The organism is Cognatundibacterium rugosum (genome assembly GCF_014284365.1).
Taxonomy (GTDB): Bacteria; Pseudomonadota; Gammaproteobacteria; order Burkholderiales; family Burkholderiaceae_D; genus Undibacterium; species Undibacterium rugosum.
Map to the genome: position 1 here is coordinate 21,751 of NZ_JACOGG010000018.1, position 26,162 is coordinate 47,912.

Consider the following 26,162-nt stretch of genomic DNA (forward strand, 5'->3'; position numbering starts at 1 on the left):
TACAATGTTTGGCAATAAATACATGTTATTTTTTTGCTTACATGTAAAAATAAAGTGCTTACGCCGCTTTTTGTTGTGTATAAATTAATGTTTATGTGTTTTTTTAAAGAAATAGCAGCTTGTTCCGCATGACGCTGAGTATTTTTATGTTGATATTCTTAATCAGTGGGAATGTTGAACTCAGATTTTCTCAATCTGGTGTTAGCATGGTCTGATGTCTTCCACTAAATCGAATTCACAGCCTTTTGACAGAGAGTCCGTCATCATGGCTGCCAGCGAGCGTGTTCTACAGGTGCTGACCTGTATCGCGCGCCAAGGGCGGCCGGTGCCGGTACGCGAACTGGTGAGCTTAACTGGATTGCCACAAAGCACGCTTTACCGTCATTTACAGGTGTTGAAAAAATGGGGCTGGGTACAGGAGCATGCCAAAAGCGGCCTGTATGAGCCCGGGCCATTGGCGGTACAGCTGGCACACGGCTTTGATCAGCATTCCTGGCTGATGCAGGCAGCCAGCCACGAGATTGGACAATTGGTTCAACGTTCTGGTGAAAGTGTAGGCTTGCTATGTTATCTGCATGGGCAGGTAGTTTGCCTGGATATGCAAGAAAGTCAGCAGGCTTTACGCTGTTCATTTGCAAAAGGCCGTGCCCACGGTACGGTGCGTGGTGCATCGGCCAAAGCCTTGCTCGCATTTTCTTCAGCAGAATTACGTCAGAGTTTGCTTGAACAAAATTCTCTCGAACACTCAGCGAGCGGCGAACAGCGCGAGATCTTTGAACTGGAGCTGGCAGCAATACAGCGGCAGGGCTATGCCACCAGTGAAAACGAAGTCGATCAGGGCGTGTGGGGTGTGAGTGCACCCGTATTTGCGGGGCAAACGCAATTGATTGCGACCCTGACCCTGATGGCACCATCACAGCGCAGTATCTTAAAACAGCAGGAATTTATCAGCATGACACGCGCGGCGGCGGACCGTATCAGTCGCATTTTGCAATTCTGAACTCGCATATTTCATCTATCTATACAGGCAGGAATACACCATGACAGCTGCTTTTCATTTTCAGGCTGGGACAGTCCCTCTATTAATCTCTATGCCGCACGTCGGAACTAGCATTGCACCGGAAGTAGCGGCACAGATGCTGCCGGTTGCTGCTGAAAAAGCAGATACCGACTGGCATTTGCCACTGCTCTACAACATGGCGCAGGGCTTAGGCGCATCGCTACTGGTCGCGGAATATTCGCGCTATGTGATCGATCTGAACCGCGCGCCGGATAATGCCAACCTGTATCCGGGACAAGATACAACCGGTTTATGCCCGGTCGATACCTTCCACAAACAGGCATTGTATGCGCCTGACCAACTGCCTGATCAGGCCGAAGTGCAGCGCCGTATTCAACACTACTGGCAGCCCTACCATCAGCAATTGCAGCGTGAACTGGAACGCCTGCTGGCACTGCATGGACGCGTCGTCTTATGGGATGCACATTCTATTGCATCTGTCGTGCCGCGCTTTTTTGAGGGGCGGTTGCCGGATTTGAATTTTGGTACTGCCGATCAACAATCCTGTGACCCGGCGCTGCAACAGGCACTCGCAGATTGCCTGCACAGCACGCCGGCTGCGGCTGCCTACAGCCATGTGTTTAATGGACGCTTTAAAGGTGGCTATATCACCCGCCATTATGGTCAGCCTGAACGTGATATCCATGCAGTTCAGTTGGAAATGAGTCAGTGCGTTTATATGAATGAGGCGGCTCCCTATGCGTACCGGCCTGACCTGGCGCAGCAGGTACAGCCAGTGCTGCAAGCCTTACTGTCCCGCTGCATCGCATTCGCACAAGGAGAGCAATGATGTCCACGAAAAGTGTATTTGCACGGCAGGCGCTGTTACCTCAAGGCTGGACGCAACAGGTACGCCTGCACTGGGATGTCAGCGGTAGCCTGACACTGATCGAGACCGGCGTATCCGCTACCGCGACAGAACAACAGGTGACATGGCTGCTGCCGGGTATGAGTAATCTGCATTCGCATGCCTTTCAGCGTGCGATGGCAGGTATGACCGAAATGGCTGGTGATACGCAGGACAGTTTCTGGACCTGGCGTGACCTGATGTACCGCTATGCGCTGCATATCAGTCCGGAACAAAGTCAGGCCATCGCCGCCCAGTTGTATGCGGAATGTCTGCGCCAGGGCTACACCGGGGTATGTGAATTTCATTACCTGCACCGTGATCCACAGGGTGAGATGTATGCACGACCAGCGGAAATGGCGCAGCGCCTGATTGCTGCCGCACGCCAGACGGGTATAGGGATCACGATGCTGCCGGTGTTGTACAGCTATGCTGATTTCCGTGAGCAGCCTTTGCGTGAGGATCAGCGTCGTTTTGCCACCCGTGTCGACGACATCCTCGGACTGGTGCAGGCGCTGGAACCTGAGCGTGATGCGCAGACGGAAATCGGGGTGGCGCCGCACTCCCTGCGCGCAGCCAGCATGACGCAAATTCGCGAACTGGTGAACGCTTTGCCAGCTCAGCGTCCTGTGCATATCCATATTGCGGAACAGATGAAGGAAGTGCAGGCTAGTCTGGCGGCAACCGGGCGGCGTCCGGTCGAGTATTTGCTCGACAGTGGACTGTTGGACAGCCGCTGGTGTCTGGTGCACGCGACGCATATGACTCCGCAGGAAGTCAGTGCCGTGGCCGCCAGCGGCGCCGTGGTGGGTATTTGTACCAGCACCGAGGGTAATCTGGGCGATGGATTTTTTGATCTGCCTGGATATCTGGCTGCGGGTGGTCGCTTTGGCGTGGGCAGTGACAGCCATGTATCCCAGAGCCCGGTCGAAGAATTACGCTGGCTGGAATATGGTCAGCGTTTGCGGCTGCAGGGGCGCAATATCGCCAGCACGGCGACCCAAAAGCGGGTTGGCGATTTCTTGTGGCAGTCGGCTTTGCAAGGCGGCGCGCAGGCCAGCGCGCGGCCGGTCGGGCAGTTCAGCGTCGGCTACCGCGCTGATATGCTGGTGCTGGATGACGCCCATCCGAATCTGGCTGGCTTGCAGAGCGAGCACGTGCTCAATAGCTGGCTGTTTGCCGGAAATGACAATCTGGTGCGTGATGTGTATGTCGGTGGACGCCAGGTGGTTCAAAACGGACGCCACTTTGCCCAGGATGAGATTGCCGCAGACTATACCCGCTGTATGCAGGAATTACGCCAACTTTGATTGATACCCGGTTCTGAATCCCCGCCTTAAATGAAGGCACTGCGCAGTTCCGCTCAGTGCCTGTCAGCCGCAAGCCGTCAATACTTCCACGCTTTTAGCCGCGCTTTCCACAATTTCATTCAGAAAAAGACCCGGTTCGTCGCAGGAATACGGGTTTTGGTCATCATCCCGACATTTTCTTGTCGATTTTGTTATGCTGCATCCACGTTTTGCGCTTCAACCGGACTGAAGAAAAATTGTCATAGCGGCGGCGAGTTGGTGTTGTTGCCTCTGCGTTTGCTGCCATCGCGACGCCTGGACGGCATGATGTTGCATCAGTCTTCATCAAAACGAAAAATGCAGAAATGCATCAGAAATTTGCAGTGAATTTAACCGTTTATATGAAATGGAATCAGAATGAAACTCAAACCTATCTGTTTTGCTGTTGCTCTGGCTGTTAGCAGTGTCGCTGCGCTGCCTGCACTGGCTGCCGCGCCGAAAACCGTCGCCGCCGCTACTGCTTACACGTCTGTCGAAGGGATTACGGAGTACCGGCTCGCGAATGGCTTACGCGTCTTGCTGGCGCCGGATGCGTCCAAGCCAACGACCACCGTCAATGTCACGTATCTGGTGGGGTCGCGCCACGAAAGCTATGGTGAAACGGGTATGGCCCACTTGCTTGAGCACATGGTATTCAAGGGAACGAAAACCAGCGGCAATATCATGCAGGAATTGAGTAAGCGCGGTATGCAGTTCAACGGTACGACTTTCTATGACCGTACCAATTATTTTGAAACCTTCCCAGCCAGCGAAGACAATCTGCAATGGGCGCTGACTATGGAAGCGGATCGCATGGTCAACTCCAAAATTGCACGCGTTGATCTCGATACCGAATTCTCCGTCGTTCGTAATGAAATGGAAATGGGTGAAAACAATCCCTTCTCCGTTCTGTGGAAGCAGCTCAGCGCCGTTACCTTTGACTGGCATAACTACGGTCACAGCACCATCGGCGCACGCTCTGACGTGGAAGGTGTGAAGATCGATAATTTGCAAGCCTTTTATCGTAAATACTATCAGCCGGACAATGCGGTGCTGATGGTAGCAGGCAAATTCGATGCGCAGAAAACCCTGGCGCTGATAGAAAAAACTTTCGGTGCTGTTGCTAAGCCAAAACGTGAACTTAGCAATACCTGGACCCGTGAAGCACCACGTGATGGTGTACGTGAAGTCACTGTACGTCGTGTCAGCGATCAGCAATTGGCTGCAGTGTTATACCCGACTGCACCTGGCAGCCATGTTGATGCAGCTGCCGTCTCTGCGCTGTCTGAAATTATCGGCTCCTCACCAAATGGCCGTCTGCATAAACAATTGGTAGAAACCAAGCAAGCAGTGGGTGTCGATAATATCGCTTTCCAATTGGCGGAACCTGGGTATGCGGTATTCCTGGCCAGCCTGTCCAAAGATCAGAATATAGAACAGGCTAAGAAGACACTGATCGAGACCGTAGAAGGCGTGGTGAAACAACCCGTGACCGAAGCAGAACTGAAATTTGCTAAAACCAATCTGCTCAATCAGCTGGAAAAAACCATTAACGACCCACAAAAATTGTGTGTCGCGATGTCTGAATCCATCGCACTCGGTGACTGGCGTTTGTTCTTTATCGAACGCGACCGTATCGAAGCACTCACAATTGCCGATATACAGCGCGTAGCGCAAAACTACCTGAAGCCAGACAACCGCAGCTTTGGTCAGTTCCTGCCCATAGCACAGCCAGACCGCGCAGAAATTCCGGCCGCACCGGATGTAGCGAAACTGGTGGATGGCTATAAAGGCCGTGCCACGGTCGCTGCCGGTGAAACCTTCGACGCCAGCCCGGCTAACATCGACAAACGCACTGAGCGTCTGACGCTGGTGAATGGCGCGAAAGTCGCGCTGTTAGCCAAGAAAACCCGCGGCGAAACCGTCAACGGCCGCATGGTGTTCCACTTTGGCGATGAAAACACGCTGTTTGGTCAGTCTGTACCCGCTGATCTGACCGCAGACATGTTATTGCGTGGTGCGGGTAAATTGAGCCGTACTGAGATCGAAACCAAACTCAGTGAGCTCAAAGCCAAGCTCGATATCAAAGGCTCGGGTCAAAATCTGACCGTCAGCTTCGATACTGTGCGTGCCAATTTGCCTGCGCTGATGGATCTGATTCGCGATGTATTACGTGCGCCAACTTTCCCGCAATCTGAATTTGACTTGCTGGTGAAAGAAAATGCCGCCGCGATCGAAGCGCAAAAAAATGAGCCTCAGGCAGTTGCCAGCCGTGCGTTAAATGCTTTGCGCAATGCGCCGTATAAGAAAGGCGATATTCGCTATACGGCAGATCTGGAAGACGCACTGGCCGCCTACAATGCCGCCAAACTGGATAGCGTGACCAGCTTCTACAAAAACTTCTACGGTGCCAGCGCAGCAGAAATCAGTCTGGTTGGTGATTTTGACGCTGCCGCAGTTAAGGCCAAACTGGCGACAGTAGTCGGTGACTGGAAAAGCCCATCGAAGTTCACCCGCGCACCGGAGCTGAATGTGGATGCGGCAGGTCAGGCTAAATTGCTGGAAACACCGGACAAGGCAAATGCTTTCTACCTCGCAGCTTTGCCATTCCAGATGAATGATCAGGCCGCTGATTATCCGGCGCTGCGTCTGGCGAATTCGATTTTGGGTGGCGGTATCAAATCGCGACTGTTCAACCGCCTGCGTCAAAAAGAAGGTATCAGCTATGGCGCTGGCAGTGGCTTGACCGTGCCTGCACTGGATAACAATGCGAGTGTTGCTTTGTATGCGATCTATGCGCCACAAAACCTGCAGAAATTGCAGAATGGCGTGAAAGAAGAACTCGCCTTGCTGATCAAGGATGGCGTGACGGCAGAGGAACTGGCCGATGCAAAAAAATCCATCGCTCAGGAAACCAATGTGCGCCGTGCTCAGGACCCTGCATTGGCGGGCGCGCTGCGTGGACAGTTGTATCTGAACCGCACAATGGCGTTTGATGCAGAGATGGATGCCAAGCTGGCCGCAGTGACTTTGGAACAGGTGAATGCAGCGATCCGCAAATACCTGAAACCGGACAGCTTCGCCCACTTCTATGCGGGTGACTTTGCCGGTGCTGCAAAAAAAGCGGCAGCAGCGAAGTAAATTGTTCAAGACCGCCGTGGCGGGCGGTCTGCGCAAAAAAAGGCACCGGGGTTGAAGTGACCCCATTTAGTTGCGGCGACTTATTCAGCCTGCTTCTGACGCAAACGTTCGGCAGCAGCGCGTAACATGCTGACCGTGGTATCCCAATCGACGCAGCCATCTGTCACCGAACAGCCGTACTTGAGTTCGCTCAGATCGGTAGGAATAGCCTGATTACCGGCGACCAGATTCGACTCTATCATTACCCCCACAATAGATTGGTTGCCATTCGCGATCTGGTTCACCACGTCAGCCATGACCAGGGGTTGTAATTCCGGTTTCTTATAGCTGTTGGCATGCGAGCAGTCGACCACGATATTCGGTGCCAGTTTGGCTTTCACCAATGCCTGCTGCGCCATCGCGACCGATACCGTATCGTAATTAGGACGGTCGCCGCCGCCACGCAATACCACGTGACCATACGGATTGCCGCTGGTACGCACGATCGCTACCCGGCCCTGACCATTCAATCCCAGGAAGGAATGCGGATGAGAGGCCGACAGAATCGCATTGATCGCGATGCTGATGTCGCCATCAGTGCCATTTTTGAAGCCTACCGGTGTCGACAAGCCGGATGACATTTCTCTATGCGTTTGCGATTCCGTGGTGCGGGCACCAATCGCAGTCCAGGCGATCAGGTCGCCCAGATATTGCGGAGAAATCGGATCGAGCGCTTCGGTTGCCGTCGGCAAGCCCAGTTCGCACACATCGAGCAGAAAGCGGCGCGCTTTTTCCATGCCTTCATCGACGCGGAAGGAATCATCCATGTAAGGGTCGTTGATATAGCCTTTCCAGCCTGTGGTGGTACGTGGTTTTTCAAAATATACCCGCATCACCAGCAACATCACATCGCTGAGTTCTTCCTGTAAGGCTTTCAGGCGTCGTGCATAATCCAGACCTGCCACCGGGTCATGGATAGAGCAGGGACCGACCACTACGAACAGGCGCGGGTCTTTGCGATCTAGGATAGCACGCAGGGTTTCCCGGCTTTTTTCCACGACATCGCCAGCCAGTTCGCTCAAAGGCAGGCGGGCATGCAGTTCTTCCGGTGTCGGCATGGTGTCGAATGCGCTGACATTGATGTTTTCTAAAGCGGCTTGAGTCATTGTTATTTCTTTAATGTAGGTGAGTGTTAGGCTTATTCATTGCGCCGTGCGGGGCATCGCAACAGACTGACGCATGTCTGGACGGACGACATGGGTGATGTCGTTGGGCAGTTGTTGGTCCGGATAGGACGCAGTGCCGGTCTCGCATCAGATATCGTGCCCGATATCAAAGCAACGCATGGTGCCAGCTGAATAAATCGCTGATTATTATGACGCAAAATCCTGTTGCGCTGCAAAAACCACTGTTTTAGTGGTATTAACTATCCTGTTGTTGATCTGCGTAAGATGATCTGTTCCGGTATGCCGCTGCGGTACGTGGCACAATGGCACTCTTTTGGATCGTCAGCACGGCCAGGTTTGCCAGACCCTGTACTGCGTCTGTCCCCGGTATTTTTCAAAGCGATAGTCACTATGTTGAGCAGTTTACAAATTCAGACATTTCAGGAACAGGGGTATTTGATTTTGCCCGGGCTGGCGGGTTCCGATTTTTGTGAGCAGGTATTGGTTTATGCACAGCAAGCGGTACAGCAACAAAGCCAGCCGATTGAGTATGAGGCCGATACCCGTTATCCGGGTGCACCGGCTTCACGCGATGCAGAAGGCGGGCTGACTTCGCGTCGCTTGCTGCAGGCGTATGCGCGCGATCCTTTGTTGGCAGGATGGGCGACGGGTGCTGTGCTGAGTCAGCCCTTATTGCAGTTATTAGGGGATGGCGCATTGCTGTCGCAGGCTCACCATAACTGCATTATGACTAAGCAGCCCCAGTATTCAACCGCAACCGGCTGGCATCGTGACAGCCGCTATTGGGGCTTTGCACGTGCAGAACTGGTATCTGCCTGGCTGGCTTTGCGCAATGAGACGATACAGAACGGCTGTTTGCTGGTGATACCTGCTTCGCACCGCTGGCAGGTACAGCCTGAGCAGCTTGATGCAGCCCAGTTTCTGCGCAGTGATGTGGAACAGAATCAGTCCTTGCTGGCGCAGGCAATCCCCGTCCCCTTGCAACAAGGCGATGTCTTGCTGTTCCATAGTAATTTGTTCCATGCAGCAGGTAAAAATCATACCGCGCAGACGAAGTTTTCTATGGTCTTCACTTACCGCGCGGCTGATAATTTGCCACAAGCCGGTAGCCGTTCTGCCAGCCTGCCTGAGATTGTTCTGGTCTGAGTTAGCTCAATTGCATACGCGATTCAACAGGGGAGTGCATGTCTGAATACAGTGTGAGGCGCTTTGCCAGACGACGCACTGCCGTCATCTTCCCACTTCTTGCCAGCTTGCCATTAATGATGGCGAGCAGTCAGGTTTCTGCACAAACGCAGCCTTGGCAGACCTTCACTGCTTGCGGTGGTTTGCAGTTTGATTTTTTGCCAGCCGCGGCCAACGGCGCGCAAGCAGAGGCGGGGCCGTCCCCTGCGCCACTGGTGTTGGTGGTGCATGGTGGGGGCTGGAGTAGTGGCTCGCGGTCTGATTATCACGGCTTGCAGATGTGGCTGAGACAGCAGGGACTGGCCTCACTGAGTATTGATTACCGGCTGGCGCCAGCCGCAAAGTTTCCTGCACAGGCAGAGGATACGCGTTGTGCTCTGCAGTGGGTGCAGCAGCAAGCGCAAGCCTTGGGAATACAGCCTGAACGCCTGGCTGGATTTGGCATTTCCGCTGGAGCGCATTTGCTGGCGCTGACTGCGCTTGCGGCTCCGGCAGCACAGCGCCTGCCGGTAAAGCAAGCCGCCTTACGCTGCGTGGTTTTACATGGGGCACCTACTGACTTGATCGCCTGGTGGCGCAGTTCACCCGACGATCTGAGCGGGCCCATGTCTCAGCGCCGGATGTTGATGCAGTTGTTTGGGCAAGGGGCCGATCAGGCCGAAGCAGCTTACCGTGTTGCCAGTCCGCTTTATCACATCAATAAGCTCAGCTCACATGCTGCTGGGACACGCTGGCTGTTATTACATGGCGAACAGGATGTGACCGTGCCAGTGCAGCAGGCACAACAATTTGCCGAAGCGCTACGGGCAGCCGGTGTTGACGCCGATTTGATGCGTTTACCAGACGCCGGTCATGTCGGTTTCGGCAGCGTTGAGCGTCAGGTGGCCACTCGCATTAGTCATTTTTATCAGAAATGTCTGAAAAAATAGGAAAAAAAAGCGACATTTCCTTTTTTTGTTTCTGAAAAAAAATTATCGTTTAAAAATGTTTCTGTGTCAGAATCGGGCAAATATATTAGTACTTATTGACATGTAAATGGCATAAGCAGCCTTTTCTTGTCGCTAAAGCCTAATGTCGCAGGCGAGCAGCTGGTACGTCTGCATCCGACTAACCCAGCTTGTGATCCAGAATGCACCCCGCTTCTTTTTTTCGTTTGTTGAATCAAGTGGTATTGCCATGCAGTGCGATGCTGATTTTATCAGCCTGGCATCGTGACGTTGCAGCGCAAGCGGCGACTCGTCCGCCCATTCCTGTTTTTATGCAGGAAATGATGCATGCAAAAGGGCAGATTGCGAAAATGACGCGCATAGAAAATTTTCTGGATTTTGTGGCAATCAGTGAAAATTTACAATTGCAGCCCGTATTTTATCCATGGCGCCGTGCGATCAATAAAGCAGAAAATGGCGAGGGGCTGATTTTTGGGATAGCGCGCAATAAGCAGAACGAAAAAAATTTCCATTTTTCTTTACCGGTACATAGCCGCTACATATTCCTCGTGACCCGCGCTGACATGCAATTCCCGTTTCATGACTGGAATGACCTGAAGGGAAAGAGCATCGGTGTTCCACGTGGCGCTCAATTTAACGAGGCTTTTGAAGCGCATCAGGACAAGTTGTTTCGTCTGGAGCAGGACAGCCCTGAACCTTTGTCGCGGATTTACAAACTACTGTTTAAGCGCATGGATGCGGCCGTATTTGCCAGTCCGGTAAAGAATCCCAAAATGCTGGAAAACCGCTTGCAGATCTTACGCGAAGAGAATAAAGCCGGGTTGCCACAAATTGATGATGTGGAGCTCGCCGTGCTACCCAACCCTATAATGACGGTAAATCTGCATTTTGCGATCCGTTCGGACAAGGATGATGGCGTGATCGAGCAATTGAACAACGCGATATTACGAGCCCGCAAAGCGGGTATCCTGGAAGATATCCGCTAAGCTGGCACCTGTTGAGATCGCTATTAAAGTTCCAGCGCGATCAGTTCCTGAACCGTCTGGCGCCGGCGGATCTGGCGTATCTGCGTCCCATCAACTAATACTTCCGGGATCAGTGGCCGCGAATTATAGTTCGATGACATAGAGGCGCCATACGCACCGGTGTCATGAAACACGAATAAGTCGCCAATCTCGCTGGCTGGTAAATTCTGGCTGGTCACGACACCGCCATCTTCCTGCGTAAATACGTCACCTGACTCGCATAAAGGTCCGGCAACAACGGTAGGACGCAGTTCACCCGTACGTGCTTCGCCTTCTGCTGTCAGCACGCTGATCTGATGATAGCTGCCATACATGGCCGGACGCGCCAAATCGTTGAAACCGGCATCCACCAGTGCAAAGAAATTATTGCCTACCTGTTTTTGTGCGCGTAATTCCGCGATCAGTAAGCCAGATTGCGCGACCAGGAAGCGGCCAGGTTCAATTTCCATGCTGATGCGATGACCCAGATGGGCCTCTATCTGTAATCTGGCCTGATTCCAAAGCTGGAAATAGTGATCGGTGTCGACGATGGCTTCCCCGGCGCGATACGGGATCGACAATCCTCCACCTACCGAGATCGCCTGGATATCGCAATCGAGTAATTTGACTTGTGCAATCATTGCATCACATACGCTTTGCAAGTGGCTGTAATCCACACCGGAACCGATATGCATGTGCAAGCCGACCAGTTGCAAACCATATTGCCTGATCAGGCTCAGCGCAGCCGGTAATTCTTCAAACCAGATGCCATGCTTACTTTGCTCACCACCGGTATTGGTTTTGCGGCTGTGACCATGACCAAAGCCGGGGTTAATTCTTAACCAGACCGGATGTCCCGGATGGGCTTGTCCCAGTTGCTCCAGCATCTGAGGCGAGCCACAGTTGACCGGGATATTCAATTCCACTACACGACCCAGGGCCTGACGATCCAGCAGATCGGCGGTAAAGACGATAGGTGCGTGTCCGGTACCATCAGCAGCCAGCGGTGCATAACCAGCTGCCAGCGCACGTTCCACTTCACCCAGCGACACAGAGTCGACCAGCACACCTTCTTCGCGCATCAGGCGTAACAGATGGATATTGCTGGAGGCTTTCTGGGCAAAACGGATTACGTCAAACTGTTTCAGGCGTGCGATCTGTGAACGGATGACGCTGGCATCGTAGGCCCAGCATGGCGTCTGGTAGGTGTGGGCGATTTCTGCAATCTGACTTGGTGTGATGTGGTGGCGCATAGCTGCTTCCTGGGCTGAACTTAGTGTAAGCTCTACTTTAACAAGTGCACCTGCGACTCTGAAGAGGAATCCATCCGTAAAATGACTGATTCCCAGCGCAATCAATGGAAATTTCACGAAAATGCTTATGAATTCCAAGATCGATCAGTTTGATCATAAAATTTTACTTTTATTGCAACAAGATGCACGTATTTCCCATGCAGAAATTGGTCGGCAGGTGCATTTAAGTCAGCCAGCGGTCTCTGAGCGCATCAAGCGGCTGGAGGCGTCTGGTGTGATACGTGGCTATAAGGCGGATATCAACCCGCGGGCACTGGGCTACCAGATCACCGCGATGATACGAGTCTCCACGCAGCAGGGACGACCATATGCGCAATATGTAGCAGACTGTCCGGAAATCATCGATTGCTATACCGTGACTGGCGAAGATGGTTGTGTGATGCGTGTGCTGGCCAGCGATGTCGAGCATTTGCAACGTATTATCAATGAATTAAACGCGTTTGGTTCCACCTCAACGGCGATCGTATTGACCACCCATGTTGCAGGAAAAACCATCACGCCACCTCACATCAGCAGTCATTGAAAGCCAACTATGCGTATCAGAAATTTTCACATATCAGTCCACGCCCTGAAGCTTAGTTTGAGCACGGTTCTGATGTTGACAGCGATGCATACCGCCAGCGCTGCCGAGGGCGAACCGATTTCACCGTATCGGCCTTCCGTCTCGAATTCTGCCCAGTTGCCTGCAGTGGGACAGCTGGAGCTGGAGCTGGGCATGCTGACTGCCAGCAGTGACAGCAGACGCCAAAGTTTGCCATATCTGATGAAGCTGGCCTGGTCGGAACAATGGGGCGTATTGCTCGGCGGGGAAGCCAGGGTACGCAATACACAAGCCGGGGTAGTCGAGCAGGGGGTAGGTGATACCAGCCTGGTGCTTAAGCGCGCCTTCATCCTGGATCAGGAGACCGCTTACGGCCTGGAGCTCAGCGTAAAATTACCGACTGCCGGTTCTGTGCTGGGTTCAGGCAAGCGTGATATCGGCCTCAATAGTATTTACAGCAAAGATATCGGCGAGTGGCATGTCGATCATAATCTGAACCTCACCCAACTCGGCACCTGCGAAGAAGGAAGCTCCTGCTGGCAGAGTGGCTTATCCAGCGCCTGGACTTATAATCTCAGTGACAAGGCTGAAATCATCGGCGAGTGGTCAGGTACGCAGCGGCGCGGCACTAAGCCCCAGTCACAAATCCTGCTAGCCTTCACCTATAGTCCGACGCCACGCCTGTGTTTCGATATCGGTGTGACTAAGGGGATGAGCCAGAATGCGAATAACTGGACCTGGTTCGCCGGTGTGGTTATGCCCTTGGGTAAACTGTTCTGAGTCAAGCTGACGATCTGCGCAACTCGTATAATAGTCTGCCTTGTAACCGTTTTATTCATACTCCGGATGCCCTATGTTGGAACCTTCTTCTCCGCGCAAATTGAAAATTTTCATTGTGATTGCAGTAATTGCGCTGGCTGTGCTGGGGATAGTGCTGGTGAAATCGGGTTCCGCCAAGGCGGTGATGCCCGAGCTGAGCTTCACCAATCTCAAAGGTGAAAAAATCAGCACACAAAGCTTGCGTGGCAAAGTGGTGATGGTGAATTTCTGGGCGACTTCCTGTACTACCTGTATTGCTGAAATGCCGGAGATGGTGAAGACTTATCAGCGTTTTCATACGCAGGGTCTGGAGTATATAGGCGTGGCGATGAGCTATGACCCGCCGAATTATGTGATCAATTATGCGGAAACGCGTCAGTTGCCGTTTCATATCGCGCTCGATACCAATGGTGGTATTGCGCGCGCTTTCAATGATGTGAAACTGACGCCAACCACCTATGTGATCGGCAAGGATGGCGTGATCCTCAAGCGTTATGTGGGACAGCCTTCTTTCGAGGAGTTGCATCAGTTGCTGGAGCAGGCGTTAAAGGTCTGAGTCATATTGCCAACGCCGCTGAGCGCTCGAAAAAAATGCCGCGATGTTGTTCGCGGCATTTTTTTTGCTATCGGTATGGCGATCAGCGTTTTTTGACGACGACGCAGCCTATGGAATAGCCAGCGCCGAAAGAGCAGATCACACCAAGCTGACCAGGCTCCAGATTTTCCTGGTGTTTGTGGAAAGCGATGATAGAGCCAGCCGACGAAGTGTTGGCATAGGTATCGAGGATGGTCGGCGATTCTTCAGCAGTCGCGTCGCGGCCCAGGATCAGACGTGCGATCAGCAGGTTCATGTTCAGATTCGCCTGATGTAGCCAGAAGCGTTTCACATCCGTGATCGCCAGGCCGGATTGCTGCACGGTGCTGGTAATCATTTCTGCGGCCATAGGACAAACATCTTTGAATACTTTACGGCCTTGCTGGCGGAACAGTTTATCTGTCTTGCCTATGCCGGATTCATCGGCACGGTTTAAGAAGCCGAAGTTATTTCGTATGTTATTGGAGAACGAAGTCTTGAGCTTCAGACCAACGATTTCAAATTGATTGTCCGAGCTGGCCAGATCAGCGCGTTCGAGCAGGATTGCGGTGCAGGCATCGCCGAAAATAAAGTGGCTGTCGCGATCACGCCAGTTCAGATGACCACTGGTGATTTCCGGATTCACGACCAGCACGGCGCGCGCCTGACCGGACTGAATCGCAGTAACCGCCGCCTGGATACCAAAGGTCGCTGAAGAACAGGCCACATTCACGTCATAGCCGTAACCATCAATTCCAAGTGCACTCTGGATTTCGACTGCCATAGCTGGATAGGCGCGCTGCATATTCGATGCCGCACAAATCACTGCATCAACATCAGCCGCAGTGCGGCCCGCACGTTGCAAAGCCTGGATAGCGGCGGCGACGGCCATCTCGCACATGATGGACGGCTCTTCATCACTGCGCTCAGGAATAACAGGTACCATGCGCCTGACGTCCAGTACACCGGATTTATTCATCACATAACGGGATTTAATGCCGGACGCCTTTTCGATAAAGGCAACGCTGGATTCTTCCAGCGCTGTCACGTCACCAGCTGCGATCGCTTCTGCGTTATCGGTATTGAATTGATTGACATAGGCATTGAAGCAGGCGATCAGTTCTTCATTGGAGATGGATTCGGAAGGGGTGTACAGGCCGGTGCCGCTGATGACGACTGGGTGCATCGCTGGATTCATCGTGTTCTTTCTGTGTCCGGACACCTGAGTCGTCGCTGTTGGCCGTTGTGGCAGGCGCAGACTGACTGGCTGATGTGCCCTTGAGTTGTACGGAGGTCGCATAAAATGCGCGACGTTGTCGCTCAATTCTACACAGAAACCCTTAGTGTTTTACTGTCATTTTCCAGAAATAGAGTGCTTGTTCCAGAAAATCCTGAATCTGATTTTTGTTGCAATGCATGATACAGATGCTGATTCGCAGTACAAATTTACATTGCGAATTTACATCGCCATATAGCGGCCCGGCCTGTGATTCAGACTGATCGCGAGATTCAAGGCAAAAGCACCCAGCACCGATGCCAGCAAGGCGATTGGCGTCACTACGCTCAGCGAGGCGAGTACGATGCAAATATCTACGCCCATCTGTAATTTCCCCGCCCGTATGCCGCGGCTTTGTTGCAGATACAACGCCAGGATGTTGATGCCGCCCAGGCTGGCCTGATGGCGAAACAGCACGATAAACCCTACCCCCATCAGCAATCCACCCATCAGTGCCACGTAAAATGGCGTGAGCAGATGGCTGTCGAGCAGATGCAATAAGCGCGGATGCAGTCCAGACAACAGAGACACCAGCGCGACCGAGCAAAAGGTTTTTAAGGTGAATTTCCAGCCCATGCGTTTCCAGGCCAGATAGTAGAAAGGCAGGTTAATGACAAAAAATACCGTACCAAAACTGAGCCCGGTGCGGTAATGCACCAGAAACGCCAACCCTGCTGTACCGCCAGTCAGCAGACCAGCCTGATTGAAGAGTGCCACGCCGAGTGAAACAAACAGGGTGCCAGTCAGTATGGCCAGTATGTCTTCGAACACGGTGTGCGGTACGAAACGGCGGGATAAAGGGGGTGTCGACATAAGAAGGCGGGCAAAGCGAATGGGCGCTAGGGAGCCGCTATTGTAGGTGGCGCAGCAGTTGCCAGCTTGTTCAGAGGACGCAGGATTGCGCTGCATCAAGTGCGTTGTCGTAAAACAGGCGTCTGACCATCAGGCAGGTGGTCAGACGCCTGTTTTTACAGTAGTGATTGTTGCCGTGTTGCTGAGGAGGATGCGGTTGTGGTTCCCTTGTTGGCTGGCTCGTCTTCACCGGTCACGAACAAGCCAGTGGCTTGGTTGCCAGCTTCAGGTAGAAGGTTGAAACTTGGTTCGGCGCGATCCGTCGTTCCGGTAACAGGGGGAGATGCCAACGCATCGCAGTCGTCTGCTGCAGGCTGTACGGTTTCTGCTGCTTGTGACGCTTTTTCTGGCAGAAAGAAGTCGCGCGCACCAGTCCGGAAACGACGCCACAGTAAGCCCAGTAAATGACTGCCTTTACCAAAGCTGACACGGCGCGAGCGCAAGGCTACCAGCAGGGCCAGACTGAAGCTCACACCCAGATTCACCAGGCCAATCAGCAATATGCCTGTCAAGGTGTACAGCACCAGGTGCCAGTCCATCTGATGTTCCAGCCCGACCAGTGCAAACGCGAAGTTGGCGCTGGAAAAAGTGATATGGCGTATATCAACCGGCAGACCAAAGAACTGACCGAACTGGCCGATCGAACCCAGCATAATGCCGAAGAAAAAATTCCCGGCCAGTGCGCCCAGATTATTACCTATGTATTCGGTGACGCGCTGCAATCTGGCTTCGCCTAACACGGCGCGTAGCCAGCTTAGCTGGCGCAGGCGGGCCGGGATGTGTGCATAACTGGCCTTGTTGTCGTAGTAGCCGGAAATCAGTCCGGATAAAAATAGGCATACCCCGGCTATTGCTGCATGCGGTAATGCCAGACTATGCAGCGGGTCCAGATCGTGTAGTAAGTGCTGTGCCTTTTCCGGGCTGACCAGATGGTTGCCGCTGATTCCATACCAGAGCCAGGCAATGATATATGCGGTTGGCATTGCCAGTCCTATATTGCCAACGATCGCGATCAACTGGGAGCGGAATACTTTGACGATCAGTTCAACCAGTTCATCCAGTTTTTGTTTGCCCTCGTCGATGGCACGCGCGATCAGCGCCGCCGTCATGGCAGGCTGTTTGGTTGCAATCGTATAGTGCAGCACATGCACCAGCATAAAGCCGGACGAGTAGTTCAGGCTGTACAGCAAGGCATAGCCAAATGGCGCCATACTCAACGCGCCGAACAGTATTTTGATCAGTGCCATGAAGCCGACGATAAAGCCCGCCCCCAGTGCTGAATGCAGCATGCCCAGCCATTCGGCACGGGTATTGGTCACATAATGCTCACCGCTCTTTCCAGCCCTTTCTGTGACTTGCAGAGACAATAGCTCAGTATTGCTTTGCATGAGCTCGCGCAGACTGTGCTGCTTATTATCGGCGCACACTAATTCTTTAAACAGCGGAATACTGATGTCGATGGTTTGCGTCGTATCCTGGCTATCAAGTATGGCCAGCAAGGTGCGCAGACGATCCATACTTTGCGTCAGGCGCAGCAGGAGCCTGGTCAGACTGATGGAGACACCGGTGACAGCAGCGGTTTTACGGATACGTAGCACGATGTCTACGCATTGCGTGAGCAGCACTTCTATCTGACGGCAATCATCGCGTTGCTGAGTGCGGTTCATTAGCCAGCCGCGATAAGCCAGTACATAGTCATTGATCTCATCGTTCTGGCGCAGGAAAGGGGATTCAAATTTTTCTATCGCCGGATAATTGCGCACCAGCTCGGCCTCCAGCCCGATGGTCGTGATACGGTAGGACAGGACCTGCACCGCGTTCAGGACTTCATTGGTCAGTGCCGTATGCGTGGCACGTGGCGCGCGCGCGCGTAAGCCGGTACTGAGTATCAGATCATGCCAGACCGAATCGGCTATCCCATTCACCCACACATAATCTTTCGGATGGCAGAATATCTGACCGAAGATGTCTTTCACGTAATCATCATTGATTAATGGCGGTAACATGCGGTTTACGATGCGCGTCGCTGCAGCACCCCAGAAGCCATTGTTGAGCGTGATACCCGTATCGGTCAGTAAATGTACCAGCTTGCGTTGACCGATCAGATTGATCAGATACTGACGTAAAGCAAGGCGCCAGGTCCTGTGCTGGCGCAGCACGAAGCAAAGTGCGCGCACATTATCGGTGGCCCGCTGTACATCAGTAATGCGCTCCGGGCGCAGCACGGAGATCAGCGCACGCGCATGGCCTAATTCTTTGCACTGCGCATCCTGTTGCAGTGCCTGTTCTATCTCTGTCAGTATGATGTCAAAAGACATAGCGACTCCTTCTCAGATGGTAGAGGGTGTTTCTGATGCACTCGGTGCGGCAGCATTCGCCTCACCTGTCGTATTCATCCGTGCAGAATACGTTGCAGCAAAGAATTGTCTGTTGAGTAAGCAAGGTTGTAACGTATTTTGCAGGCTTTGTCATGCAGGTTTGCCGGATTTGAGTGTCCGGCGGCGGGCAGGGCCGTATCGAAATGCAGTAACTCTCTGGAGTTCAGACCGGCATCTTGTAAGAAAAGTTCCTATTTACACAGAAAACCGGCTTATGCGTATGCAAATTCTGTCAATTTAGTCTACAGTAGCGTGGTGTTCATTCTGAGAGTATGGCGTTGAATAATTTATTGCTGGTCATTGCTGCGTTTTTTCTGGTTCTGTTAAATGGTTTTTTTGTTGCCGCAGAATTTGGGCTGGTCAAGCTGCGGCAAACAAGGGTGCGCAGTATTGCGAGAAGCGCGGGATTTCGCGGCCGCTTATTGGCAACCGTCCACCAACATCTGGATACCTACCTGTCCGCTTGCCAACTAGGGATCACGCTGGCCTCATTGGGCTTGGGATGGATTGGTGAACCGGCATTTGCACGCCTGCTTGAACCACTCTTTGCACTGGCCGGTGTCACTTCTCAGGAACTGATACACGGCGTCTCGTTTTTCTTCGCCTTCTTTGTCATTTCCTTTCTGCATATCGTGGTTGGCGAGCTCGCACCAAAATCAATGGCGATCCGTATGCCGGAAAAAGTCTCGTTATGGACTGCGCCTGCTTTGTACGCGTTTTACTGGATCATGTTTCCGGCCATCTGGACGTTGAATAAAAGCGCAAATAAAGTTTTAAGCTGGCTGGGGCTGGATGCTGCGCATGGTGGCGATGCGCATTATTCCCCGGAAGAACTGAAACTGATCCTACGCGGCGGGCATGACGGTGATAAAGAAACCCGTGATGAATGGAGCATCATGGCGCAGGTATTGGATTTTGGCGGATTGGAAATTTCTGACCTGATGCGTCCGATTAATGAAGTGGCTGCTATGTATAAATCTGCCACGCTGGAAGAAAACATGGCGACTGCCATGCGCAATCGCTTTAGCCGTTATCCGTATTTTGATGAGGATGAAAAAACCGTGCTGGGCATGTTGCACATGAAAGATCTGTTTTTGGCACAGCAGGCGGGCAAACCTTTGGATGATCTGAGCAAACACCTGCGTCAGGTTGAATATGTGCCGCCAACTATGCCCGCGCTGGAATTATTCCGTCGTTTTCGTAAAGGCGCGCCGCATTTCGCGATTGTCGGTCACAAAGGCAGCAAGCCGGTTGGGTTTTTGACGCTGGATAACCTGCTGGGTGCGCTGGTCGGGCAAATCCGTGACGAATTCCGTCAAAATGAAAATGACTGGACTTTACTGGACGACGGTACCCTGATCGGTAAAGGCAGCCTGCCTTTATACACGCTGGGTATGGCACTGGGATTTGATCTCGATAACGATGAGGTAGAGTCTATCGGCGGCCTGATCATGCAACAATTAGGTGATTTACCAACTGAAGGACAAAAAATCACCTTTGAGCGTTTTGATGCCGTCGTCAAAAAAATGAATGGTCCACGAATTGTGCTGGTTCGCATCCACCCCAAACTGGAACCGGATAACGAGGGCTAAATCGCTGTCTACAGGCTGGATGAATAAAGCATGACGTCCAGCCTGATCGACGCACTGACCTTGTCTCTTCGCTATTTTCTCACCGCCCGCAGCTGACACTGTCTGCTTGCTTCAGTGCCCCGGCCTCGCCTGTCTGCCCACCAAGCGCATTATTAATGAAAACAATTGTTTCCTTAGGGGATGAATTGCGCTTTGTGCGGCTGAGTCTTGTTGTCTAAGTCTGACACTTGTTTGACAATGGGTAATAAGTCTTCGGTATTTACTAAAAGTATTTGTTACGCGAACTAACATAGTAGTTGGAGAGAGTTCGTGCACCCTTCACGCCTTACATTGCGAACCTGAGGATAGTGGAATGATTGCTGATCAGAGTTTATCTGTCTTTACTCGCAGCTTTTGGCTGACGCTGGTGTCATTTGCGCTGTTCGCACTGGCTTTTGTGTTCTATTTTCAGTCGGAAAAACAAATTGATCGTATCAACGAAAACCGGGTTTTGTCGCACGATTTATCGGAAGAGTTGTTACAGACCTCAGATGATCTGACTCGCATGGTACGTAGTTACGTCGTCACCGGTGATCTGACTTACAAAAATTACTATTTTTACATATTGGATGTGAGGGAGGGAAAGCAACCCCGTCCAGCGAATGGTCGCCATAGCTTTTGGGATCTGACGCCCGGTGAAGGCGGACAGCCGCGTACCGAGGGTAGCCGGGGCATCCCTTTGATGCAACTGATGCAAAAGGCTGGCCTCAATGAACAGGAGTTCACCCAGCTGGAGTTAGCAAAAACCAATTCAGATATCCTGACTAAGATAGAGCGTGAAGCGATGTATCTGGTTGAAAATCCAGGTCCTAACGTAGACCTCAGCCGTGACCGCGCGATCCGGATGTTACATGATGAGGCTTATCGTGCTGCCAAGTTTTCTATCATACGTCCGATCGAAGAAGCGCACGAGCTGATGGAGCGCCGGCTGCAACAGGCATTGGCAGACGCTGAAAAACATACAGATCAATTGCGTTTGCTATTCATGCTGATCGGCTTTATCACGGTAGGTTTGCTATGGCATGCCTATCGCTCGTTATCGCGGGTCCTGGGTGCGAATGTCAGCGCCCTGCATGCCAGTCTGGTGAGTCTCGGCAAAGGAGAATTTGATCAGCCAGCACCGGTAACAGATTATCACGGTGACAGTGTCATGGGCTGGATTCAGGTCACACAGGGCAGACTGGCGCAGATACAGCAGCAGAAGTATGCTGAGGAACAAAAAAATCAGCGTATTAATCAATTGTATCTGGCACTCGCACAATGCAATCAGTCGATATTGCGCATCACGGAGCAGCAAGATCTGTTTCCGCGAATTTGTCGTGATGCAGTCATTCTGGCTGGGCTGAAGATGGCTTGGGTCGCAATTTATGACAAAAGACAGAACCGTTTCTTCGCACCTGCCTGGTTCGGCGTTGGTGTGGATGAGCTGGAGTACAACCAGTTTTTTCAAAGTGAAGAGTCGGGGCAAAGTCATTTATTGCAAACACAGGCCTTACTCGCGAATCAGGCAATATGGTGCCAGGATTTGACTGACCCGACATTGCCTTTAGAAATGCGTATGATGGCGCAGCGCCATGGCTGGGGCTCTGCTGCTGTGCTTCCCTTGTCTACCCATCAGCAAGTAGTCGGTACTTTCAATCTCTATGCCGAATCCCAGGGGGCATTTGATGAAGTGGTGCAGACTTTGTTATCGGAGTTTGTCATTGATGTCGGTCATGTGTTAAATCGCTTCGAACTCGAGGAAGAAAAACAGCATGCCTTGCACATGGAAGAGCTGCGCAGCTTTATGCTGGAAAAGGTGACTGCTGCAATTGGCCTGCAAGAACTGTTGCACGAAGTGGTCCTTAAAGTGGAGTCGATGTTTCCCGATTGTATATGTTCGATACTGTTGCTCGATAGTGATGGCGTCAGTATCAAAACAGGTGCGACGCCAAGCTTGCCGGATTTTTACAGCAACGCGATTCATGGCGTGCATGTCGGTCCCGGTGTCGGATCCTGTGGCAATACCATTGCGACTGGTAAGCGCACTATTGTGTCGGATCTATCTGCCCACCCCTATTGGAAAGACTATTGGCCACTGGCTGAAAAAGCCGGATTGCGTGCATGCTGGTCGGAGCCAATATTCTCTTCTGCGGCTCAACCGATTGGTGCGTTTGCGATATATCACGAAGAAGTACGGGAACCTTCGGAGTTCTTTTTACATTTGTTAGAGATGGCTGCCGGTCTGATTGCGATAGGCATAGAGCGTAAGCAATCTGGCGATACCCTGCGCAAACTCTCACAAGCGGTTGCGCAAAGCTCAAACGCTATCATCATCGTCGATCAGCGAATACAAATTGAGTATGCGAATAGCTGCTATCTGCAAAATGTAGGTATGACGCTGGAGCAGGTCAAAGGCAAAAAACCTAGTCTCTTACGTTCAGGTAAAACACCGGCAGCGACCTATATAGAAATGTGGGATAGTCTGAATCAGGGGGAGAGCTGGAAAGGTGAGTTAATCAATCGCTATGCCGATGGCATAGAACACGTAGATCTGACACATATTTCACCCATCCGCGATGAGCATGGCGTGGTGACCCATTTTCTGGCGATACAGGAAGACATCACCGATAAGAAGAAAAACGATGAGCGTATCCGTCACCTGGCCCATTATGATGCGCTGACCGGCTTGCCTAACCGAACGCTACTCGAAGAAAAAACCCGTGCTGCACTGAGGATTGCAGAGAAAAATCAGGAAAAAATTGCTTTGATGTTTCTTGATCTGGATCACTTTAAGGATGTGAACGATACCCTGGGGCATAGCACAGGCGATGCCATGCTGATCGACCTGGCTGGGCGCTTGACCGGTAATTTGCGGGAAGACGATGTGGTGTCGCGGTTGGGAGGGGATGAGTTCATTATTTTGCTCACGAACATCAATGAGCACAAAGTAGAGAAAGTGGTGCAAAAGATGATCGATGTCGTCAGTGCACCGTTCACGATCAATGGCTTTGAACTCAATGTCACGCCATCGATAGGCATAGCGATGTATCCTTGCGATGGGAGTGATTTAGAAACCTTATCACGCAATGCTGATGCCGCGATGTATATGGCGAAGCACTCTGGCAGAAACACGTTCCGTTTCTTCACACAAGAAATGCAGGAGCGCTCATTACGCCACCTGGAATTAGTGAATGCCTTACGCCATGCTTTGAATTTGAACCAGTTTGAATTGCATTATCAGCCGCAAATATCCTTGCTCGACGATCGCGTGATAGGTGCAGAAGCCTTGCTGCGCTGGCGTCACCCTGTATTAGGAATGGTCTCACCCGCTGAGTTTATTCCGGTTGCCGAAGAAAGCGGCATGATATTAGAAATCGGAGAATGGGTCATGCATACTGCAGTCAATCAGTTGCGAGACTGGCGTGCTGCCGGTATGCCGGAGTTGCTGATGGCGGTGAACTTGTCGGCGGTACAGTTTCGCCATAAAGACTTGCCTGAAATGGTGGCCAGAATTTTGCGCGAAGCTGCCGTGCCGCCATCTTGTCTGGAGCTGGAGCTGACAGAGAGCGTGGCCATGCATGAACCGCTGACAGCCATTACGATTATGAATCAGTTACATGAACAGGGCGTACGTATGTCGATTGACGATTTTGGCACGGGTTATTCGTCGCTCAGCTATTTAAAGCAATTCAAAGTATATAAGTTAAAAATAGACCAGTCCTTTGTGCGTGACATTACCAGCGATCCGGAAGATAAAGCGATAGTCAGTGCCGTCATCAGCATGGCGCGCAACCTAGGGCTGATGACCATCGCCGAGGGAGTAGAAACACCGGAGCAGCTTGCTTTCCTGCGACAGCATGCCTGTGATGAAGTGCAGGGGTATTTATTTTCCAGACCACTGCCGGCGTCGCAATTTGCAGAATTTTTGCAGCAGAGTTTTAAGCCTGAACCGGCGCTTTCCCAAGCTCAGCTCAAAGGCTGGCACTGAGTGCGGGATGGCGCCGCTGCGTCATCCTTGGTCATTGGCTTAGTCACCAAGGCAGATGCCCAAATCGCGCGCAGTCTGCAAGGTGTCGCTGTCTGCCGGTACAGCTTTCATACGACCAGCCACTTCTGCCAGCGGTACATAATTCACGTTGGGAAAGGCTAAAGCTACCATGACTCCCGACATGTCCTGTTCCAGTGCACGTACCGCAGCAGCACCGAAGCGCAACGCGGACACGCGGTCAAATGCGGTTGGGCTGCCGCCACGCAGCAAGTGCCCGAGTACCACGGCACGGGCTTCCTTACCAGTGCTGGCCTGCAGGCGGTGTGCCAGTTGTTCACCTATGCCACCCAGACGCTCGACATAGCCAGTGCCGGCTGCCTGCAGCACTTCACGTTGCCCTTGTATCGTGGTCGCGCCTTCGGCGGCCAGTACGATGGAATAGTGATGACCCGCTTGCTCTCTGGCGATCAGAAAGTTGCTGAGCTTAGCGTGGTCATATGGAATTTCTGGCAGCAATATCGCATGGGCATGGCTGGCCAGCCCGCTGTGTAAAGCAATCCAGCCCGCGTAACGTCCCATCACTTCTACCACCATAATGCGCTGATGGGCAGAAGCTGTGCTGTGCAGACGATCCACACATTCTGTGGCGAAGGCGACTGCGGTATCAAAGCCAAAGGTGGTGAAGGTTTTATCCAAATCATTGTCTATGGTCTTGGGAACGCCAATCACACGCAGCCCCTGTTCATGTAAGGCATTCGCAATTGTCAGCGTACCATCTCTACCGATGCAGACCAGCGCGTCAATCTGGTGTGCTTGCAGGGCACGGTGTATGTCAGGCGTGCGATCACATTCTTGTACGCTGCCGTCGGGCAGGGTGGTTGGATAGCGCAGTGGATTTCCATGGTTGGTGGTGCCTAGTATGGTTCCCCCCAAATGGGAAATCTGTTCCACCATTTGTATGCTGAGCGGGACGATGCCGTCTTGCGGGTAGCGGTCAGGCCGCAATATGCCGTTGAAACCTTCGCGGATACCAAAGCATTCCCATTGTCGTTGATGAGCTGCTTTAACGATCGCATGGATCACCGCGTTTAAACCTGGCGCGTCACCGCCACCGGTACTGATTGCAATGCGACGGATGGCAGTATTCATGGGGATTTCCTTTGTCGTCCGAATAGGGTCAAAACGGTCTCAAAATCGATTGAGCGGTATTTTTAAATAATGCACTCCGTCCGATTCCGCCGGCGGGAAGGTACCGGCACGGATATTCACCTGTACCGACGGCAGCAACAGGGCCGGCATGTCGAGCTGTGCATCGCGTTGCTGTCGCATCTGCACAAAGCCAGTTTCACTGATGCCATCCCTGACATGAATGTTATGTGCTTTTTGTTCAGCTACCGTCGTTTCCATGCTGACCGGCCTGCCAGTGGGCGGATAATCATGGCACAGGAACAGGCGCGTCTCTGGTGGATAGCTCAGCAGCTTTTGGATAGACTGATACAGCTGGTGTGCATCGCCCCCCGGAAAATCACAGCGTGCCGTACCTACGTCGGGCATAAACAAGGTATCACCGACAAAGATCGCGTCACCTATCTGATACGCCATATCCGCCGGTGTGTGCCCCGGCACTGCCAGCGCACGGCAGCTCAGGCTGCCTATCTGAAAAACGGACTGATCTTCAAACAGTACGTCAAACTGACTGCCATCGATGGCAAATTCCGGTTCCAGATGAAAGATGGTTTTGAAGCTTTGCTGAACCAGACCGATGTGCGCGCCGATCGCGATTTGCCCCCCAGCCTGCGTACGCAGATACGCTGCGGCGGACAAGTGATCGGCATGGGCATGGGTTTCCAGTATCCAGCGTAGTTGCAGACGATGTTCATGCAGAAAGCTGAGCAGCAGATCCGCATTGGTCGTGTTTGTCCGTCCTGCTTTGGCATCATAATCGAGCACCGGGTCGATAATAGCGGCTGTGCCACCTTCCTCATCAAACACGAGATGGGTTGCGGTCCCTGTCTGTTTATCGTAAAAGCTGTGTATGTGCGCAGCCATAGCGAGGTTTGCCTGAAAATAAGAATGTCAACTATCATAACAAAGTTGTGCTGTTTGCCAATTGTTTTGTGCGCAGGCAAG

Annotated in this window: 19 protein-coding genes; 12 read left to right on the forward strand and 7 right to left on the reverse strand. The window is 52.3% G+C overall.

The window, feature by feature from the left end; all coding sequences use genetic code 11:
- Nucleotides 1-214 precede the first annotated feature (214 nt).
- The 4 genes from H8K47_RS14970 to H8K47_RS14985 all read left to right on the forward strand — a co-directional run bounded on the left by H8K47_RS14970 (nt 215) and on the right by H8K47_RS14985 (nt 6,376).
- The gene (locus H8K47_RS14970; RefSeq protein WP_230410221.1) at nt 215-1,000 is read left to right on the forward strand and encodes an IclR family transcriptional regulator; all 786 of its coding nucleotides are present in this window, start codon (nt 215-217) and stop codon (nt 998-1,000) included.
- Nucleotides 1,001-1,040: 40 nt separating this feature from the next.
- On the forward strand, nt 1,041-1,850 hold the full coding sequence (gene hutG / locus H8K47_RS14975) for an N-formylglutamate deformylase (RefSeq protein ID WP_186882210.1): 810 nt from the start codon (nt 1,041-1,043) through the stop codon (nt 1,848-1,850).
- Nucleotides 1,847-3,217 (forward strand): formimidoylglutamate deiminase, encoded by a 1,371-nt coding sequence (locus H8K47_RS14980; RefSeq protein ID WP_329604178.1) that lies wholly within the window; start codon nt 1,847-1,849, stop codon nt 3,215-3,217. The genes hutG and H8K47_RS14980 overlap by 4 nt, the downstream gene beginning before the upstream one ends.
- Before the next feature lie 396 nt (nt 3,218-3,613).
- The gene (locus H8K47_RS14985) at nt 3,614-6,376 is read left to right on the forward strand and encodes a M16 family metallopeptidase (protein ID WP_186882211.1); all 2,763 of its coding nucleotides are present in this window, start codon (nt 3,614-3,616) and stop codon (nt 6,374-6,376) included.
- A gap of 80 nt (nt 6,377-6,456) precedes the next feature.
- On the opposite strand, the gene H8K47_RS14990 is transcribed toward H8K47_RS14985, so the two are convergent.
- Nucleotides 6,457-7,521 (reverse strand): 3-deoxy-7-phosphoheptulonate synthase, encoded by a 1,065-nt coding sequence (locus H8K47_RS14990; RefSeq protein WP_186882212.1) that lies wholly within the window; start codon nt 7,519-7,521, stop codon nt 6,457-6,459.
- Between the two features lie 411 nt (nt 7,522-7,932).
- Between H8K47_RS14990 and H8K47_RS14995 the strand changes: the two genes are divergently transcribed.
- The 3 genes from H8K47_RS14995 (at nt 7,933) to H8K47_RS15005 (ending at nt 10,660) form a co-directional block, all read left to right on the forward strand.
- Nucleotides 7,933-8,688, forward strand: coding sequence for a phytanoyl-CoA dioxygenase family protein (locus H8K47_RS14995; RefSeq protein ID WP_186882213.1), 756 nt, complete (start codon nt 7,933-7,935; stop codon nt 8,686-8,688).
- A 38-nt stretch (nt 8,689-8,726) separates the two neighbouring features.
- Nucleotides 8,727-9,656 carry an alpha/beta hydrolase family protein gene (locus tag H8K47_RS15000; RefSeq protein ID WP_186882214.1) on the forward strand — a complete coding sequence of 310 codons (930 nt, stop codon included), beginning with the start codon at nt 8,727-8,729 and terminating at the stop codon, nt 9,654-9,656.
- A gap of 257 nt (nt 9,657-9,913) precedes the next feature.
- Nucleotides 9,914-10,660: a substrate-binding periplasmic protein gene (locus H8K47_RS15005; RefSeq protein WP_186882215.1), complete on the forward strand. Its 747-nt coding sequence runs from the start codon at nt 9,914-9,916 to the stop codon at nt 10,658-10,660.
- Between the two features lie 23 nt (nt 10,661-10,683).
- Here H8K47_RS15005 and lysA read toward each other — a convergent pair whose 3' ends face one another.
- Complete coding sequence (gene lysA / locus H8K47_RS15010; protein ID WP_186882216.1) at nt 10,684-11,931, reverse strand: diaminopimelate decarboxylase; 1,248 nt, start codon at nt 11,929-11,931, stop codon at nt 10,684-10,686.
- A gap of 127 nt (nt 11,932-12,058) precedes the next feature.
- Here lysA and H8K47_RS15015 point away from each other — a divergent pair, with 127 nt between their 5' ends.
- The 3 genes from H8K47_RS15015 to H8K47_RS15025 all read left to right on the forward strand — a co-directional run bounded on the left by H8K47_RS15015 (nt 12,059) and on the right by H8K47_RS15025 (nt 13,907).
- A complete protein-coding gene (locus H8K47_RS15015) occupies nt 12,059-12,514 on the forward strand; it encodes an Lrp/AsnC family transcriptional regulator (protein ID WP_186882217.1) in 456 nt (151 codons plus the stop codon).
- Between the two features lie 72 nt (nt 12,515-12,586).
- On the forward strand, nt 12,587-13,312 hold the full coding sequence (locus H8K47_RS15020) for a transporter family protein (protein ID WP_230410222.1): 726 nt from the start codon (nt 12,587-12,589) through the stop codon (nt 13,310-13,312).
- A 73-nt stretch (nt 13,313-13,385) separates the two neighbouring features.
- Entirely contained in the window at nt 13,386-13,907 is a 522-nt protein-coding gene (locus tag H8K47_RS15025) for a peroxiredoxin family protein (RefSeq protein ID WP_186882218.1), read from the forward strand.
- Between the two features lie 82 nt (nt 13,908-13,989).
- Here H8K47_RS15025 and H8K47_RS15030 read toward each other — a convergent pair whose 3' ends face one another.
- From H8K47_RS15030 to H8K47_RS15040, 3 genes are all read right to left on the reverse strand, one after another.
- Nucleotides 13,990-15,111: a beta-ketoacyl-ACP synthase III gene (locus H8K47_RS15030; RefSeq protein WP_186882239.1), complete on the reverse strand. Its 1,122-nt coding sequence runs from the start codon at nt 15,109-15,111 to the stop codon at nt 13,990-13,992.
- 273 nt (nt 15,112-15,384) lie between these two features.
- On the reverse strand, nt 15,385-16,014 hold the full coding sequence (locus H8K47_RS15035; protein WP_186882219.1) for a YitT family protein: 630 nt from the start codon (nt 16,012-16,014) through the stop codon (nt 15,385-15,387).
- A gap of 155 nt (nt 16,015-16,169) precedes the next feature.
- Entirely contained in the window at nt 16,170-18,371 is a 2,202-nt protein-coding gene (locus H8K47_RS15040; protein ID WP_186882220.1) for a site-specific recombinase, read from the reverse strand.
- Nucleotides 18,372-18,709: 338 nt separating this feature from the next.
- Between H8K47_RS15040 and H8K47_RS15045 the strand changes: the two genes are divergently transcribed.
- Complete coding sequence (locus H8K47_RS15045; protein WP_186882240.1) at nt 18,710-20,023, forward strand: hemolysin family protein; 1,314 nt, start codon at nt 18,710-18,712, stop codon at nt 20,021-20,023.
- Between the two features lie 352 nt (nt 20,024-20,375).
- Complete coding sequence (locus tag H8K47_RS15050; RefSeq protein ID WP_186882221.1) at nt 20,376-24,032, forward strand: bifunctional diguanylate cyclase/phosphodiesterase; 3,657 nt, start codon at nt 20,376-20,378, stop codon at nt 24,030-24,032.
- Nucleotides 24,033-24,071: 39 nt separating this feature from the next.
- Here the strand turns inward: H8K47_RS15050 and H8K47_RS15055 are convergent, their stop codons facing one another.
- A complete protein-coding gene (locus tag H8K47_RS15055) occupies nt 24,072-25,181 on the reverse strand; it encodes a 6-phosphofructokinase (RefSeq protein WP_186882222.1) in 1,110 nt (369 codons plus the stop codon).
- A 39-nt stretch (nt 25,182-25,220) separates the two neighbouring features.
- Nucleotides 25,221-26,081, reverse strand: coding sequence for an MBL fold metallo-hydrolase (locus tag H8K47_RS15060; protein WP_186882223.1), 861 nt, complete (start codon nt 26,079-26,081; stop codon nt 25,221-25,223).
- Between the last annotated feature and the right edge of the window lie 81 nt (nt 26,082-26,162).